A 16,607-nucleotide genomic window follows, 5' to 3' on the forward strand; every position below is an offset into this window, starting at 1 on the left:
GGCCCGGATGCAAACTTCGGGGGCCGGAACCTACGCCGGGGGCTGCAGCCGCACGCGGTACATCTTCGGCCAGAATTTGCCGGTCAGCAGGTATTCGTCACCGGCGATGTGCGCGATGCCGTTGAGCACCTTCTCGCGGCTGCCGTCGTGCTCGGGCCACAGCCCGGCGGCATCGACCACGGCGTTGACCGTGCCGGTTGCCGGGTCTATCCGCACGATGCTGTCGGTCTGCCACACGTTGGCCCACACCTGACCGTCGACGCACTCCAACTCGTTGAGCTCGCCGAGCGACTGTCCGTCTCGGGTGACCGCTACCGAGCCGGTCTCGGCGAACGTCGCCAGATCGTGGAAGTGCAGGCGGTCGGTGCCGTCGCTGCGGATCACCCTGTTGCCGTCTCGGCACAGCCCCCAGCCCTCGCCGTCGACCGGAACCTCCCGCCGAGGCGTCAGCGTCGCCTTGTTCCATTCCACCGCGACGCCGTCGCGCCAGGTCAGTTCCCAGATGTGGTCGTCGACGACGGTGATGCCCTCGCCGTAGTAGTCGTTCGGGGTGGCGGCCGAGCGGCGCACGGCTCCGGTGGTGGGATCGAGTTCGCGGACCTGTGACCGGCCGGCGATGCCGGTGCCCTCGTACAAGGCCGGCCCGTCGAACTCGAGTCCCTCCGTCCACGCCGTGCTGTCGTGGGGAATCTCGCCCAGCACAACAGGTTTGATCACCGGCGCGGGCGCGTCGCTCTGAGCGGTCGGCGGCGAGCCGCCACACGCCACGGTGATGGCGGCAAGCAGGGCGATCGCGCCGCGGCGGGCCACAGATGCGTTCATGCGTCTATGCCTACCGCACGCGAGCGTCTGCGGTGAACTGTGCAGCTATTCGGCTAGGCCGGCGCGCAGCTGAGCCAGGCTGCGCGCGAGCAGCCGCGACACATGCATCTGCGAAATGCCCAGTCGCTGCGCTATCTGGGTCTGCGTCTGCGACCCGAAGAATCGCATCGTGAGGATCTCGCGTTCGCGCGGCTGCAGTTTCGCGACGAGCGGGCGCAGCGCCTCGCGGAACTCGACGGTATCGATATCGCTGTCGAGGGTGCCCAGCCCGTCCACGATCGAAGGCCCGCCCTCAGCGTCGCTGATCGCCGGAGCGTCCAATGACCGGGTGCGGTAGCACTGTGCCGCGATCAGCGTCTGCACGACTTCGTCGCGGTCCATGTCGAGCGCACCGGCCAGTTCGGAGGCGGTCGGCGCACGGCCCATGCGCTGGCTGAGTTCGGCCGTCGCGGTCGACACCTGAGCCCGCGACTCCTTCAGCCGCCGCGGCACGTGCATCGCCCATCCGCTGTCCCGGAAATACCGCTTGACTTCACCCGTGATCGTCGGCACCGCAAACGCGAGGAAGTCGTTGCCGGAGTCGGGATCGAATCGGTCCAAAGCGTTGAGCAACCCGACGCGCGCGGTCTGCACCAGATCGTCCCGCGACTCACCTCTGCGCTCGTAGCGGCGCGCGATGTGCTCCGCCAAGGGCAGGCACCGACGAATCACGTCTTCGCGCATCCTGGTGCGTCTCACGGAACCGGCGGGGAGTTCTGCAAGCTGTCGGAGCAGGTCCGGGATGTCACCGTAGCCGGAATCACAAGCAGTGGTTCCGGCATCGCCGTCCGCCGGCAAACGTTCGAGTGTCGCTGTCATACCGCTCCTCACATCTTGGCGAAGAGGTTCCCGCTTCGTAGGTGGACATATGTGTGGAAAGGGCCGAATCGCGGCAAGTCTTCGCGGATCGGATCAGTTCGACAGCGCGGGCTTCGCTATGTGGCTTTCGGATCAGGGCGCCACTGCGTCGATGGCGCGGTAGATGCGCTGCTCGCTGACCGGACGCGGGGTGCCGAGCTGCTGCGCCCAGAGGCTGACGCGCAACTCCTCGATCTGCCGTGCGATGTCTCGGACTTCGGCGGCCGCGGCGCGCGCGGGCGACAGTGCGCGCACCAACTCGTCGTAGGCGTCTTGCACCGCATGCACTGTGTCCATCCGCTCGCGATCCGCCTGAAGCGCATGCGGCAGCCGCTCCAGCCGCCTGCCGATCGCGATGAGATAGCGGCTCAGGTCGGCCAGCTGCGCCGCACCGGTGGCGGTGACGAATCCCTGCGGCAGCAGCCGCTCGAGCTGGGCGCGCACGTCGGCGATCGCGTCGGCCTGGGCGGCGGACGGCGACGACGGCAATGCCACCTGTACGTCGTGTGCCGCCGTGAGCACCGACTCGACACGCGTGACGATCGCCGCGGTGGTCGACGCCAGCCCGGTCGCGACGCGATCACGCAACGCGGTGAACTCGTCCCGCGACCACGCCGGGGTTGGCGCCAACACGTCGGTCGCGGCGTCGGCGCAGTCGTCGAGCAGCGCTTGCAGCGAGCCGTCGGGGTTGGCGCCGAGCAGCAATCGGGCCCGCGGCTGCAGTTGCCGTTCAACGGCTTTCACCGGCGACGGGATCGCAAGGCGCAGCAGCCGGCGCGTGCCGGGTCCCATCGCGGCCTGCTGTTCGGCTGCTGTGGCGAACACACGCACGTCGACAGCGCTGCGCGTCTCGGTCAGGGCCGGATATCCGCGTACGCGGTGGCCCCCGACGGTGCGCTCGACCGTTCGTGGCAGGACGTCCAGATCCTCGGGCCACGAACGTAATCCGGTCCGCTCCAATTCACCGACCGCTTCGGAAACCGCACGGCGCGCCGGAACGGCGAGCTGCTGCTGCAGCGCGTCGAGGTCCTTGCCGCGGGCGAGTTCGGTACCGTCGGCGTTCTCGACAGCGAAGGTCACCCGCAGGTGCGACGGCAGCTTGTCGAGGTCGAAGGCGTCGATCGGCACCAGTACGCCGGTCCGCTTCTGTAACTCGCGCTGCACGGCGTCGAGCAGTGGTTCGGCTCCGGGTGTGATGCCCGAAAGCACCGCGCGGGCCGTGTCCGGAGCGGGAACGAAGTTGCGGCGCAGGCTTTTCGGCAGGGACCGGATGAGCGCGGTGACCAGTTCTTCACGCAGCGCAGGGACCTGCCAGGCGAACTCGTCGCCGCCGAGCCGGGCAAGAACCTCGACGGGCACGTGCACCGTCACGCCGTCGTCTTCGGCGCCCGGCTCGAAGCGGTAGCTCAACGGCAGCGACAGATCGCCGGCCTGCCACGCGTCCAGCTGCCCGTCGGCGCCGTCGTCGCTCCGCAACAGGTCGTCGCGCGTGAAGGTGAGCAGATCGGGGGTCAGATGCCGCTGCTTCTTCCACCAGGTGTCGAAGTGCCGCGCCGACACCACATTCGGCGGAATGCGGGAGTCGAAGAAGTCGAATATCTCGTCGTCGCCGACGAGGAGGTCGCGCCGGCGCGCCTTCTCCTCGAGTTCCTCCAACTCCTCGCGCAGTCGAGCGTTGTCGCGGAAGAAGTGGTGGCGCGTCTGCCAATCACCCTCCACGAGCGCATGGCGGATGAACAGCTCGCGCGCCAACTCTGGCTCGATCCGCGCATAGTTGACGCGGCGGCGTGCCACCAACGGTAGCCCGTAAAGTGTCACCCGCTCATAGGCCATCGTGGTGCCGCGCTGGGCATCCCAGTGCGGCTCGCTGTAGGTGCGCTGCACCAGGTCGCCCGCGATTCGCTCGACGACTTCGGGCTGGATGCGTGCCCCGGTACGACCGAACAGCCGGCTGGTTTCGACGAGGTCAGCGACGACGACCCAGCGCGGCGGACGTCTGCTGAGCGCCGATCCCGGTGCGAGGACGAATTTCGCGTTGCGCGCGCCCAGGTACTCGCGTCCGTCGCCCTCCCGCAAACCGACGTGTGACAGCAGGCCGGCGAGCAGCGCGGCGTGCACGCTCGCCGGATCGGCCGGCTCGTCAGATTCGCGGATGCCCAGATCCCTCGCGATGCTGCGCAGCTGGCCCACCAGGTCCTGCCATTCCCGGATCCGCAGGTAATGCAGGAACTCCTCCCGACACATCCGGCGGAAGGCGTTGCCGGACAGTTCCTTTCGTTGCCCTCTCAGATAACGCCACAGGTTCAGGTACGAGACGAAATCCGAGTGCTCATCGGCGAACCTTGCGTGCTTCTGACGCGCAGCCTCCTCGCGCTCGGCGGGCCGCTCCCGCGGATCGGGAATCGACAGCGCGGCGGCCAGCACCAGAATCTCGCGCACGCAGCCCTCGGCGTCGGCCTGCAGGATCATCCGGCCCAGGCGCGGGTCGACCGGCAGCTGCGCGAGTCGCCGGCCGATGTCGGTGATCCGGCGTTCGGCGTCGAACGCACCGAGTTCCTGCAACAACTGCACGCCGTCGCGGATGCTGCGTCGATCCGGCGGGTCCAGGAACGGAAAGCCTTCGATGTCACCGAGATTCAACGCCGCCATCTGCAGGATGACCGCCGCCAGGTTCGTCCGCAGTATCTCGGGGTCGGTGTAGCGCGGGCGCCCCGCGAAGTCCTCCTCGGAGTACAGCCGGATGCACACGCCGGGCGCCGTCCGGCCCGCGCGCCCGGCCCGCTGTGCGGCGGATGCCTGCGAGATCGGTTCGATCGGCAGCCGCTGCACCTTGGTTCTACGGCTGTAGCGGGAGATGCGCGCGGTGCCGGGGTCGACGACGTAGCGGATGCCGGGCACCGTCAACGACGTCTCGGCGACGTTCGTCGCGAGCACGATACGGCGCGCGCTGCGGCTGGGCTGGAACACCCGCTGCTGCTCGGCCGTCGGCAGGCGGGCGTACAGCGGCAACACTTCGGTGTTGGCATCGACAGCACCGCTCAAAACCTGGCTGGTGTCGCGGATTTCGCGCTCACCGGACAGAAACACCAGCACATCGCCGGGCGGCTCGGCCTCCAGCTCAGCAACAGCGTCGACGATGGCCTCGGTCTGGTCGCGCAGCTGGGTGCGCACCAGCTCGTGCTCGGGGTCGTCCGGATCATCGGTGTCATCCACCGGCACCGCGACTTCCAGTGGGCGATAACGGATCTCGACCGGGTACGTGCGCCCGGACACCTCGACGACCGGCGCACCGCCGCTGGGTACATTTTCGGCACCGCCGAAGTGTTTCGCGAACCGCCCGGGTTCGATCGTCGCGGACGTGACGATGACCTTGAGATCCGGCCGGCGAGGCAGCAATTCACGCAGGTATCCGAGCAGGAAGTCCACGTTGAGGCTGCGCTCGTGGGCCTCGTCGAGGATCAGTGTGTCGTAACGCAGCAGTCGGCGGTCGCGTTGGATCTCCGCCAGCAGGATGCCGTCGGTCATGAGCTTGACCAGGGTGCGGTCGCTCGCCTGGTCGGTGAAGCGCACGGTGTAACCGATCGTGTCGCCCAGCGGGCTGCCCAGTTCGTCGGCGATGCGCTGCGCGACGGTGCGCGCGGCCAGCCGGCGCGGTTGCGTGTGCCCGATGGTGCCGCGCACACCACGGCCGAGCTCGAGGCAGATCTTCGGCAGCTGCGTCGTCTTCCCGGAGCCGGTTTCGCCGGCGACGATCACCACCTGGTTCTCCGAGATCGCCTTGGCGATCTCGTCACGGCGCTCGCTGACCGGAAGGTCGGGATAGGTGATCGCCGGGACCGCTGCCGCGCGGGTGGCGACCAGCGCTTCGGCCGCGGTGATCTGCTCGGCGAGCTTGGCGACCTGCTCCGGCGACGCGGCGCGTAACTGTCTGAGGCGGCGGCCGAAGCGGGCCGCGTCGCGGATCGTCAGTGCGTCGAGACGCGCCCGCAACTCACCGATCGACGCTTCGGACACTCGCGTCACAATAGGCGTCGCTCGCCGAGTGGACCTCCTCGCAGAGGCGTTCGGCATCGGTGTGGAGCCCGCGGTAAACGGCCCACTGCGTGGGCTGGTCGAGCACATGACCGCGGGTGAAGTCAGCCAGCTCGTCGAGCGACGTCTGGCACCGGCGGGCTTCGTCGGCCAGCGGCGAGCCGTTGCCGTCGGCGCCGGACCCGTCACCCAGCGTCACGACCGCGTCGCGCACCGCCGCCAACAGCGCGCCGTAGCGATGGAGGAACGCCTCGTGCTCCTGTCCCCGGTCGTCACGCTCGACAGCACGTTCCAGGCCGGCCGCCACCGACCGCAGTTGCTGTGCGATGCGTTCGAGCGCCTGGATCGCGAGCCGGTCACCGCCGACGTCAGAGTGGTCGTGAACAAACAGGCGCCGCGGGTTGAGCTTCGACGTGTGCAGCGCGTGGTCGACCGTTTGCCTGGCCTGAGAAGCCTTGTCCGGCAATGCCTCGGCCCGACGCCGCCAGCCGCGGACGGCGTGCCCGTCCGGAAAACGTCGGGCCAGGGTCTCGGTCATGTCCGAAAGCAGATCGGTCAGCGACCCGCTCAGCGAGGCGACCGCGTGTCGAGCGCTGCGGTAACGCAGCGGCGGCGCCACTATCAGCGTCACCGCGAGCGCGACGACCGCGCCGAGCACCACCATGCCGGCGATGCTCGGTAGCGGGCTCCGGTGGGTCGGGCCGACGGAGGGCAGCGCGAAGACCCCGTAGGCGAAGATCGCCGCCACCGCCACGTTGACTCCTTGGCCGCCGAGCCGGTGCCACCGCCCGATCGCCAGCGCGATGACAAGAATCAGCGGGAACAGCCACAGGTGCACTCCCCACCACCACACCGCGCCGCCGACCAGTCCGATACCGACGAGCATCGCCGCGGTGTACCTCATCGCCATCCCCACCGAGTCGGCGATCGTCATCCCGACGAGCAACAGTGCAGCGAACGCTGCGAACGACGCGTGCGCGCCGCCGAACACTTGGGTGGCCAGCACCCACGCGGTCGTCGACGAGATCGCGGCCTTCGCCAGGGCGAGCGCGGAGTCGCGATCGAATCTGAGCCGACCCACGCCGCGCTCGGCACGCTTGACGAGGCTGCTCATGGAACCGCAGATTCCCGCTGCGGCGCCGCCGAAAACGCTGTCAGGACTTGTCGGGCGCCCAGTAGTCGAGCATTTCGGCGAACGTCTCGAACGCCGGGACCGACACCCCGTAGGTCGCCTCGAGGTGAATGCTCAGCGGGAAGCCGAGCTCGCCGACCCCGTCGACCACCCGCTTGTACAGGTCGAGCATCAGCTTGCGCTTTTCGACCGGGTCCGTCGCGGCCAACTGCTTGACGAACTCCTGCTCTTCGGCGACCGCGGCGTTGCCCGGATCCTGGATCAGCCAGTTGATCAACCCGACCTTGCTCTCCAGCTTCGGCACGAAGCCGAATGACAGCAGGATCTCCGGCCGGTGCGCGGTCTGTTCGGCGAAGGCACGCAGAAAACCGACGATCGCGTCGGAGTACAGCAGCTGCGTCATGCCGTAAGTCGCGCCCTGGTCGCACTTGAAGTTGAACCGGCCGTGCTCGCCCTCGCGCGTGGGGATGAGAATCGCCCCGCGGTTGGGCACCAGCTCGGCGTAGATCGACAGGGCGTCGGTCGGCGCGACACCGCCGCCTTCGCCGTCGTTCATCGTGCGCGGCACCCCGACGAACGCGATGCCGTCGAACCCGGCGCCGGACAGGTCGGTCAGCCGCTGCCGCAGGGTCGCCTCGTCCATGAACGCGGTGACCTGGGTGCAGAGGCCGTTGACCCCGGCCAATTCGGGGGAGATGACCGACCAGAAGTCGAGCACGTCGAGCTTCGGCTTCATCTCGATGGGCCGGTCGTCGTCCTCTTCGATCATGCCGGGGATCATCACGTGCCTGATGCGGCCCTCGAGACCTGTTTCGGCGGAACACCTCAGCACCTTGTGCGCATCTTCCAGCGCCTGCTCGTGACCCCGCTCCACGTTGGGCGCGACGAGCTCGAGCGCGATGGTGTTCAGCGTCACCGGGCTCTCCTCATCAGACGGTTTGTTCCCGCGGCGCGGCAGGTCGTCGGTGACCACATTCTTCGCGCTTTCCCCGGGAGCCTCACCATACAGACCGGCCGTCGGCGTCAGCAAAGCCTCGCGGCCGCCGCGCTCCCAGTCGATTCCCAGCGCTCGGTTACCGCGTTGCCGCCTGCGGTTGGTACCACGGATGGCATGACACCCGGACGACAACGCCTCGACACCGCGGAAGGGGTCCTCATCGCGCTTCGGCACTACAGCGTCGACGAAGCGTTCCGCGAGATCATCCGAGCGGCCAAGCAGCACCAGGTACCGCTGTTCACCCTCGCCGACGCGCTCGTGAGCGCGGCGAGCGGCAACGCGGAGGGCCCGCACACCGCCGCGCGCACGGCGGTGCTCGCCGAGTGGGGTCCGCTGCTGCAAATGACCTCGACTCGTTTGTGAATCTGACGACGCTACCGGGCCTTCAACCGTCGTCAGATTCACAGATGAGAACGCGTCGAAGCTGCTCGTACTGTGGAGAAGGTGAGCCTCGCACCCGACAGCACCAACGAATCCGTGGCCTTCGCCGACCAGTACGCCAGGGAACTGCCCGAGTTGGCGGTCCGCTGGCAGGCCGCGGCGGCGCCCGACCCGCGCTTGCTCGTGCTCAACGAGTCGTTGGCCGCCGAACTCGGCATCGACGCCGCGTGGTTGCGCGGGCCCGAGGGCCTGCGGCTGCTCGTCGGCAACCTGGTGCCGGACGGCGCCACCCCGGTCGCCCAGGCGTATGCCGGCCACCAGTTCGGCGGTTACGTCCCGCGGCTGGGTGACGGCCGCGCGCTGCTGCTCGGCGAGCTCACCACGACGTCCGGAGAACTGCGCGACCTGCACCTGAAGGGATCCGGCGCGACGCCGTTCGCGCGCGGTGGTGACGGCCTGGCGGCCGTCGGTCCGATGCTGCGCGAATACATCGTCAGCGAGGCGATGCATGCCTTGGGCATCCCGACGACTCGCTCGCTGGCCGTGGTCGCGACGGGACGTCAGGTGCAGCGCGAGACTGCCCTGCCCGGCGCCGTGCTGGCCCGCGTCGCCAGCAGCCACCTGCGGGTGGGCACCTTCCAGTTCGCCGCGAACACCAGTGACATCGAGCTGCTGCGGCGGCTCGCCGATCACGCGATCGCGCGGCACCACCCGGCCGCGGCCACGGCAGGCAACCCGTATGTCGCGCTGTTCGAATCGGTGGTCGCGGTGCAGGCCGCGCTGATCGCCAAGTGGATGCTCGTCGGCTTCGTGCACGGCGTGATGAACACCGACAACATGACCATCTCCGGCGAAACCATCGACTACGGCCCCTGCGCGTTCATGGAGGCCTACGACCCCGAGACGGTGTTCAGCTCGATCGACTCGTGGGGTCGCTACGCCTACGGCAACCAACCCGCGATCGCGGTGTGGAACCTGGCCCGGCTGGCCGAAGCGCTGCTGCCGCTGTTCGCCGACGACCAACAGCAGGCGGTCGCGCTCGCCGAAGGCACGCTGAAGGGCTTCACCGCCCGTTACCAGGAAGCGCTCACCGCCGGCATGTGCGCCAAGCTCGGGCTTGCCGACACGACTCCGGACGAGATCGCGGTGCCGCTGATGAACGACCTCATCGCGCAACTGCAGCAGAGCCACGTCGATTTCACGTCGTTCTTCCGTCAGCTCGGGAAGGCGGCCCACGGTGCCGACGAACCCGCCCGCGGGCTGTTCCTCGACCTCGCCGCCTTCGACGAGTGGCTCGCGCGATGGCACGCACTGCGACCGGACGCCGCGCTGATGGACCGCACGAATCCCGTCTACATCCCGCGCAACCATCTCGTCGAGGAGGCGCTGACCGCCGCGACCGGCGGGGACCTCCAACCGCTGCACCTGTTGCTGGACGCGGTGACCGCCCCCTGCGACGAGCGGCCGGGCCTGCAGCGCTACGCCGAGCCCGCCCCGGAGGATTTCGGGAAGTACCGAACTTTCTGTGGCACGTGATCATCCCGTCCTAGACTCTGGTCATGACGTTGCGACGGTGTCTGATCGCGGGGCTCTTCACGGCCGCCATGGCCGTACCCTTTTCACCTGTCATCGCGTCGGCCCAGCCCGGGAACTGCTGCTGCCCGCCCGGCCAGACCGGTGTGATCTACGGTTGCTCGTCGTTCTGCGTCGACGGCAAGGCGCTGGACACGAGCACCGGGTTGTGCGTGCCGGTCCCGCCGCCCTATCCACACCCGCCGGTGAGCTAGCGGCGCCGAGCCGCGAAGGTTAGCGCGGCGTCGCCGGGGCAATATCAAGATCTATGACGACCGACGATGCGCCCCACCGCGATCTGCTTCAAGAACTGCTCCACGCGTACGGGCCGTGCGGCCAGGAAGACGCCGTGCGTGAGATCTGCCTACGCGAGCTGAAGCCGCACGCCGACGAGATGTGGGTCGACGAAGCAGGCAACGTCATCGGTCTCATCCGCGGCACCGACAGCGAAGCGCAGGCCGCTCGGGTCATGGCCCACATGGACGAGTTGTCGATGATCGTGAAACGGATCGAGTCCGACGGCAGCTTGCACATGACGCCGCTGGGCACGATGTACCCGGGTAATTTCGGCCTGGGGCCGGTCGACATCCTGGGCGACCAGCGCACGATCTGCGGTGTGCTGACGCTCGGCTCCGAGCACACGACCAAAGAAAGCATGCGGATCTGGGAGACCAAGCCCGACCAGGGCGACAAGGCGATGGACTGGACGCACGTGTACGTGTTCACCGGCCACAGTCCCGACGAGCTGGCTGACGCTGGAATCAGACCGGGCACCCGGGCATGCGTGCACCGGAGCAAGCGCACGCTCATCGACGTCGGCGACGACTACATCGGGTGCTACTTCATGGACGACCGTGCGCCGGTGACCGCCCTGCTGGATGTCGCCGGCCGGCTGGCGGCAAGCGACCAGCGCCCTGCGCGCGACATCTACCTGGTGTTCACGACGAGCGAGGAGATCGGGGGCGTCGGCGGCTCGTACGCCAGCCACATGCTGCCGGGAGACCTGACGCTGGCGCTCGAAGTGGGCCCGAAGGAGGCGGAGTACGGCACGACCTGCAGCGGCGGCCCGATCGTGGGCTACAGCGACGCCGAGACCATCTACGACAAGGTGGTGGCCGACACGCTGCTCGAGATCGCGAACGATCTCGGTTTGTCACCCCAGCCGGCGGTGCTCGGCGCGTTCGAGTCCGATGCGTCGCATTCGAAGGCGAGCGCGCTCACGCCGCGCGCCGGTCTGCTCTGCCTGCCCACGCTGAGCACCCACGGTTACGAGGTCATCACACGACGCGCCATTCCGGAGATGAGCGCGGTGCTCGCCGAGTTCCTGCGGCGCGGCGCCTAGCGGCGGTTCAGCCGCCGAGCTCGCCGGCGATACCGCGCTCGATCGCTGCGCGGGCGCGCTCGGGCAGCACGATCAACCCGTCGAGTTCGCGCCGGGCCAGGTCATAACCGCGTTCGCGCTCTTGCGGGGTGGCGGCGGTGTCGACGGCGATGCGTAATGCGTTCTGGGCGCGGGCGATTCGCTGCTGCTCTTGGGCGGAGAAATCGCTGCGCCGACGACGGACGGCCTCGCTCTCGGCGGCGTCGAAGGCGGTGGCGTAGTCGGTGACCGCGTCGACGTACTCGCGGGCGGCGTCGCCGGCGTCGACGAGGTTTTCGGCCTTGGCCGGCCGCAGCAGGTCGGCGCGCAGCTTCGTCCGGTGGAACCGCTCGGTCAGCGGATCGCGCATGTCGGTCATCAGCGGGAAGTCGAGCAACTTCGCGACGTCCAGCTCGTACTCCAGCCACCGGGTGTCGGTGCGGTCGTGTTCCTTGATCGCCCGGGTGATCGCCTGCCACGGGACCGCGGGGGTGGGGCGCGTTTGCAGCTCGGGGGCTGACGGTTCACGTTCGGTGTCCTGCCGGGTACGGGCCGCGGAGAACGCCCGCCATCCGCCGTAGAGCACGCCGACGAGCGGCACGAGCACGATCAGCAGCTCGGCGAGGCGGAAGATCAGGCCCATACCGACTCCATGGAGCCAGGATGCCACCGAAGCGGCGGTGCGGTCCTAACGCAGACAACCGATCCGCGAACGAGAAGCCCTGGCTGTTGCGACGGCGATATCGCGACCAGGAATGCTATTTCGACGCCGCGTCGGTGCGGAGCCCGTCGGTGCCCGGCCCGTACGCCCGCGCGATGTCGGGCGAGTCCAACCAGCCGGAGTAGGTCGGACGCTGCGGCCAGCCGTCGGGCGAATCCTGCCACTCCTCCTGCCGGCCCCAGGGCAGCACGTCGATGAGCGCGAACGAGTGGCTCAGCTGTTCGGTGCCACGGCCGTTCGTATGCCATGTCCGGTACACGGTGTCGCCGTCCCGGAGGAACACATTGACCGCGAAGCCCTCCCCCGGCGCGGCGTCGACGTCGGCGCCGAACGAACTCTGCGACGACGAGTACCAGTCCATCTGGTTGCCGACCTTGGTTCGGTAGGCCAGCGCTTCCTCGATCGGGCCGTTGGTGACGATGACGAAGCGGGTGTCGTAGTTGTCCAGGAACTCCAGCCGGGTGAACTGCGACGTGAAGCCGGTGCAGCCGCCGCACTGCCATTCCGCGCCGTCGGTCCACATGTGGTTGTAGACGATCAGCTGCGATCGGCCCTCGAACACGTCGGCCAGTCGGACCGGGCCGTGTTCGCCGATCAGCGTGTAGTCGGGCAGCTGCACCATCGGCAGGCTGCGGCGCTGGGCGGCGATGGCGTCCAGCTCCCGCGTAGCGGCTTTCTCGCGCCTGCGCAGCTCGTCGAGCGCGGCGCGCCAGGTCTGCTGGTCTACGACGGGTGGCAGGGCGTCAGGGATAGTCGCCATCGGTTCCTCCTGCGGGAAATCGGTTCGCAGGTGATGACCGGCTCAGCGACCGGAAATCATCGTCAGCTCTTCTTGGACCCGCCGGACTAGCCACGCGATTTGTGAGTGATTTCGATCGGTGATCGATCGTTTTCACGCACAAGTCGCCAATCAACGCGGCGTCAGAACGCGTAGCGCACCCGGCACGCCGGCAGCTTGGTGGCGATCAGGTCGGTCAGCTCGCCAACCCAGCGGCCTTTCCACGGGCTCTTGTAGCGCACATTCCACTGCCCGCTCTGGCTGCGCTTGAGCTGCTGCAGATCGGGCCGCCAGAGCAACTCCTCGCCCTTGGGGTGCCAGCCGAGGTTGACCTCGTGCAGACCCTCGTTGTGGGTGAGGAAGATGATCTCGGCGGCCAGCTGCCGTTTGGTCCGATCATTGGTGCCGTCGGCGATCTGCTCGAGCAGCTCAGCCCAGTCGGCCAGCCAATTCTCGTGTACGACAACGGGACTGAAGTTCAGGTGGACCTCGTAGCCGGCCTCGACGAAGTCGTCGATCGCGGCGATGCGGTCGGCGATCTTCGACGTTCGGACGTCGACCACCCGTGAGGTCTCGGCAGGCATCAGGCTGAACCGCACGCGCGTTCCGCCGCGTGGGTCGTAGTCGAGCAGCGTGCGGTTGACGAGTTTGGTCGCAAAGCTGGCTTTTGCGTTGGGAATTCGCGCGAACAGGTCGACGAGGTCGCGGACGTTGTCGGAGACCATCGCGTCGACCGAGCAGTCGCTGTTCTCGCCGATGTCGTACACCCAGTCGACGGGATCGCACTGGTTGGGCGCCGGCTTCACACCCTGCCGAGCGGCGTGCCGTTCGAGGTAGCCGGTGATCTTGTCGATGTTGGCGAACACCGTGATCGGGTTGGCATAGCCTTTGCGGCGCGGGACATAACAGTACGAACAGGCCATCGCGCATCCGTTCGCGGTGGACGGCGCGATCCAGTCGCTGGAGCGTTCGTTGCGCCGCGCGCTCAAGCTCTTCTTTTCGCCCAGCACGAGAACCTCGCGCTTGATGCGGACCCAGTCCTCGACGTTGCCCTCGTTGCCGTACAGACCGGGTATCGCTTGGTGTGACGGCACCTCGATGCGCTCGGCCGACGGGAACCGCTGCAGCACCTCGCGGGCCCGCACGAACCTGTCGATGTCGGGCTCGTGGTAGATCCGCTTGATGTCGAGCAGCCGCTCGGCCAGCCCGGCCGGCGTGCGTTTCGCGGCGGTCGTCATACCCGGTACAACGCTTCGCGGTTCCCGAAAGTCGATCTCGTCGGACACCACCGGTTACGGCAGGCGCCTGGTCGTCAGCAGCCCCTTGGTGAGGTCGCGGCGCAGCTGTTCGAGCAACGACCGGCGGCGCAGCGGCGGGCTCTCGGTGTGAGCCTCGTCCCCGACGCCGTCGATGACGTCGGCAAGCGCCTCGACCGACGACCACTTCGGACGCCACTCGAGTTCCCTCTCCGCACGCCCGCAGTCGAGCAGCGGAACGCTGAACGCCATGTCGAGCCAGCCTCGGTCGATCGGTTGCAACCGGGCCCGCCAGCTGAGGTCCACCGCCGTCCCCAGCAGACCCGACGGCACGTGCACGGCTTTGGCGTGCAACACCTCGGCGACCGTGTCGCGGTCGACGGGCGGCTCGGCCGCGAGGTTGAACGGGCCGCTCGCCTGGCGCTCGATCACCCGCACGAACGCCTCGGCGACGTCGTCGGCGTGGATGAGCGGTATGCACAACCGGCGATCCAGCGGCAACACCGGCAGCAGCGGGACCACGCGCATCGGCACGTAACCCGGCAGCGCGTAGCGCATCAGGCCGCTGGCCGCGACGCGCTGCACGATGAAGCCGGGACGCATCCGCGCGATCGGTATTCCGTCGTCCCCGTGCCGACGTTCGTAATCGTCGAGCAGCGCTTCGGCCGCGGACTTGTCCCGGCTGTACGGCGACGTGTGGATTCCTGTCGTCGGCCACGACTCGTCCACGTACTGGCCGTACCGGCCCGGCGCGTACGTCCCGACCGACGACTGATGCACCAGCCGCCCGACCCGCGCGGTGTGCGCGGCCTCGAGGACTGCCGCCGTACCGCCGACACCGGTCCGGGTCAGGTAGTCGGTATTGCGGGTCGGTTGAAATCCCCAGGCGAGGTGTACGACGGCGTCGGCGCCATCGAAGATCCGCGCCAGCCGAGGTGCGGCGTCCGGCTCCCCCACGTCGAGTTCGTGCCAGCGCACACGCGCATACACCCCCGTCGGGTCCGGAGGTCTGCGCACCACCCCGACGACCTCGTGGCCTCCGTCTCCGGCCAGCCGCCGAAGCAAAGCGGTGCCGACGTTGCCCGAAGCTCCGGTGACGACGATCTGCATGCCGGGTGGCTACCCGCCGCGACGCGAGTTACACGGCCCGTCGGGTTCAGCCGGCGGCGGCGGCCGGAGTGGAGACCTGGGCCTCGCGCACGCCGGTCAGGAACCTGCTCACCTCGACCGCGCAGCGCCTGGCGTTCGACGTGTCGACGAGATCGAAGCCGTGACCCGCTCGCGGTATTTCGCTGTACTGCACCGGGTTTCGCGATACCGCGGACAAGTGCTCATGGAACTTCCGCGCCTCCCCCACCGGGATGATGGTGTCCTGCTCACCGTGGATGAGCAGGAACGGCGGCGCATCGGCGTGGATACGCGCCAGCGGCGACGCGGCGGCGTAGATCTCAGGATGGCGAGACTGCCTGCGACCCACCACCACTCGCTCCAAGAAGTTCATGAAGTTCTTGCGGGTCGGCGTCGAGCGGTCCTGCCAGTCGTAGCGTCCATAGATGCCGACGACCGCGTCGACCGACGTGTCGGCGTCCTCGGTCAACTCACCGCGGAACGCGGGGTCGCCCGGGGTCAGCGCCGCCAGCGCGGCCAGATGCCCGCCCGCCGAGCAGCCCGCGATGGCTACGAAGTCCCGGTCACCGCCGAACTTGTCGACGTTGGCACGGGCCCACGCGATCGCCGCGTTCACGTCGGCGATGTGCCGTGGCCAGCGGTTCACCGGCGACACCCGGTAGTTCATGGTCAGGCAAACCCAGCCCTGCTTGACCAGGTGGTGCAGCATCGTGTGGCCCTGCATGACGCGAGAGCCCTGCACCCACGCACCCCCGGGCACGAACAGCAGCACCGGCGCGTCGGGCGGCAGGTCCGGCAGCCGCCACACGTCGAGCAGCTGGGCCGGGTGGTCGCCGTAACGCACCGAGCTGCGGTACAGGCAACGGGACCGTTGCGCCCGGAAGCTCAGGTACGGCGGCACTCGAGTGCCGCGCGCAGGCTCGTCGGTCACGTCAGCGGGTGCCGCAGCGGCCGGATCCGCCCCGAAGCGGCGGGACACCATGCCCCGCACCGCTGCGGGGGCGTAGTGGTGGCCGTACATCGCCATCGCGGTCAGGCCGGCGAACGGCTCGAGATGCTTACCCACCACCGGCAACGACGAGTAGAGCCGCGTCGACGCCATCACCAACTCGAAGGGGTGCAGCGCGCGGTGCAGGGCCATCGCTAGCTGGCCATCGCCATGTCGGCGGTCCCGCTGGTGCAGGACTCGCAAACGGCCTCTTCCAGGCTGAAGTGCCCGCAGGTGGGGCAGATGAACTCGAGCATGCGCTGGGTCCTTTCGAGGTCCTGTCGAGCCGTTCAACACCGTGCAACGCTGGTACACGCCGACTGTCTGCAGCTCGCGTCAAATACCCCGGCGTCTTGGATGCAAAACCCTCCCGTTACCGATCTGTTTGTTCAGTACCGTGGCCTTCGTGAAGTACTTAGACGTCGAGGGAATGGGCCGGGTCAGCCGGATCGGGCTCGGGACCTGGCAGTTCGGGTCCCGGGAGTGGGGTTACGGCGACGATTACGCGTCCGGGCCGGCCAGGGAAATCGTGCAGCGCTCGCT

14 protein-coding genes and 1 pseudogene are annotated in these 16,607 nt (G+C 68.3%); 5 read left to right on the top strand and 10 right to left on the bottom strand.

What is annotated here, in order from left to right:
- Positions 1–30: 30 nt before the first annotated feature.
- The 5 genes from A5663_RS17685 to A5663_RS17705 all read right to left on the bottom strand — a co-directional run bounded on the left by A5663_RS17685 (position 31) and on the right by A5663_RS17705 (position 7,799).
- A complete protein-coding gene (locus A5663_RS17685) occupies positions 31–822 on the bottom strand; it encodes a glutaminyl-peptide cyclotransferase (protein ID WP_068151915.1) in 792 nt (263 codons plus the stop codon).
- Between the two features lie 45 nt (positions 823–867).
- Positions 868–1,680: a SigB/SigF/SigG family RNA polymerase sigma factor gene (locus tag A5663_RS17690; protein ID WP_068151918.1), complete on the bottom strand. Its 813-nt coding sequence runs from the start codon at positions 1,678–1,680 to the stop codon at positions 868–870.
- A gap of 132 nt (positions 1,681–1,812) precedes the next feature.
- The gene (gene hrpA, locus A5663_RS17695; RefSeq protein WP_068151920.1) at positions 1,813–5,733 is read right to left on the bottom strand and encodes an ATP-dependent RNA helicase HrpA; all 3,921 of its coding nucleotides are present in this window, start codon (positions 5,731–5,733) and stop codon (positions 1,813–1,815) included.
- Positions 5,711–6,865, bottom strand: a complete 1,155-nt coding sequence (locus A5663_RS17700) for an aromatic acid exporter family protein (protein ID WP_068151923.1) — start codon at positions 6,863–6,865, stop codon at positions 5,711–5,713. The genes hrpA and A5663_RS17700 overlap by 23 nt, the downstream gene beginning before the upstream one ends.
- A gap of 40 nt (positions 6,866–6,905) precedes the next feature.
- Positions 6,906–7,799 (bottom strand): mycobacterial-type methylenetetrahydrofolate reductase, encoded by an 894-nt coding sequence (locus tag A5663_RS17705; protein ID WP_068151953.1) that lies wholly within the window; start codon positions 7,797–7,799, stop codon positions 6,906–6,908.
- A gap of 195 nt (positions 7,800–7,994) precedes the next feature.
- Between A5663_RS17705 and A5663_RS17710 the strand changes: the two genes are divergently transcribed.
- The 4 genes from A5663_RS17710 (at position 7,995) to A5663_RS17725 (ending at position 11,175) form a co-directional block, all read left to right on the top strand.
- On the top strand, positions 7,995–8,243 hold the full coding sequence (locus tag A5663_RS17710; RefSeq protein WP_068151925.1) for an ANTAR domain-containing protein: 249 nt from the start codon (positions 7,995–7,997) through the stop codon (positions 8,241–8,243).
- Between the two features lie 81 nt (positions 8,244–8,324).
- Positions 8,325–9,797 carry a YdiU family protein gene (locus A5663_RS17715; protein ID WP_068151956.1) on the top strand — a complete coding sequence of 491 codons (1,473 nt, stop codon included), beginning with the start codon at positions 8,325–8,327 and terminating at the stop codon, positions 9,795–9,797.
- A 23-nt stretch (positions 9,798–9,820) separates the two neighbouring features.
- The gene (locus tag A5663_RS17720) at positions 9,821–10,048 is read left to right on the top strand and encodes a hypothetical protein (protein WP_068151927.1); all 228 of its coding nucleotides are present in this window, start codon (positions 9,821–9,823) and stop codon (positions 10,046–10,048) included.
- Positions 10,049–10,101: 53 nt separating this feature from the next.
- Positions 10,102–11,175 (top strand): M42 family metallopeptidase, encoded by a 1,074-nt coding sequence (locus A5663_RS17725; RefSeq protein WP_068151931.1) that lies wholly within the window; start codon positions 10,102–10,104, stop codon positions 11,173–11,175.
- Between the two features lie 7 nt (positions 11,176–11,182).
- Here A5663_RS17725 and A5663_RS17730 read toward each other — a convergent pair whose 3' ends face one another.
- From A5663_RS17730 to A5663_RS17750, 5 genes are all read right to left on the bottom strand, one after another.
- The gene (locus tag A5663_RS17730) at positions 11,183–11,836 is read right to left on the bottom strand and encodes a hypothetical protein (RefSeq protein ID WP_068151933.1); all 654 of its coding nucleotides are present in this window, start codon (positions 11,834–11,836) and stop codon (positions 11,183–11,185) included.
- A gap of 115 nt (positions 11,837–11,951) precedes the next feature.
- Positions 11,952–12,674: a DUF899 family protein gene (locus tag A5663_RS17735; RefSeq protein WP_068151935.1), complete on the bottom strand. Its 723-nt coding sequence runs from the start codon at positions 12,672–12,674 to the stop codon at positions 11,952–11,954.
- A gap of 161 nt (positions 12,675–12,835) precedes the next feature.
- A complete protein-coding gene (locus tag A5663_RS17740; protein ID WP_068151936.1) occupies positions 12,836–13,930 on the bottom strand; it encodes a spore photoproduct lyase family protein in 1,095 nt (364 codons plus the stop codon).
- 54 nt (positions 13,931–13,984) lie between these two features.
- Positions 13,985–15,058 (bottom strand): NAD-dependent epimerase/dehydratase family protein, encoded by a 1,074-nt coding sequence (locus tag A5663_RS17745; protein WP_068151939.1) that lies wholly within the window; start codon positions 15,056–15,058, stop codon positions 13,985–13,987.
- Between the two features lie 46 nt (positions 15,059–15,104).
- Positions 15,105–16,217: an alpha/beta hydrolase gene (locus tag A5663_RS17750; RefSeq protein WP_082974219.1), complete on the bottom strand. Its 1,113-nt coding sequence runs from the start codon at positions 16,215–16,217 to the stop codon at positions 15,105–15,107.
- A 253-nt stretch (positions 16,218–16,470) separates the two neighbouring features.
- Between A5663_RS17750 and A5663_RS23145 the strand changes: the two are divergent.
- Positions 16,471–16,607 (top strand): annotated as a pseudogene (locus A5663_RS23145) (oxidoreductase); the annotation flags it as partial.

It is taken from the genome of Mycobacterium sp. E740 (assembly GCF_001672895.1).
Lineage (GTDB): Bacteria > Actinomycetota > Actinomycetes > Mycobacteriales > Mycobacteriaceae > Mycobacterium.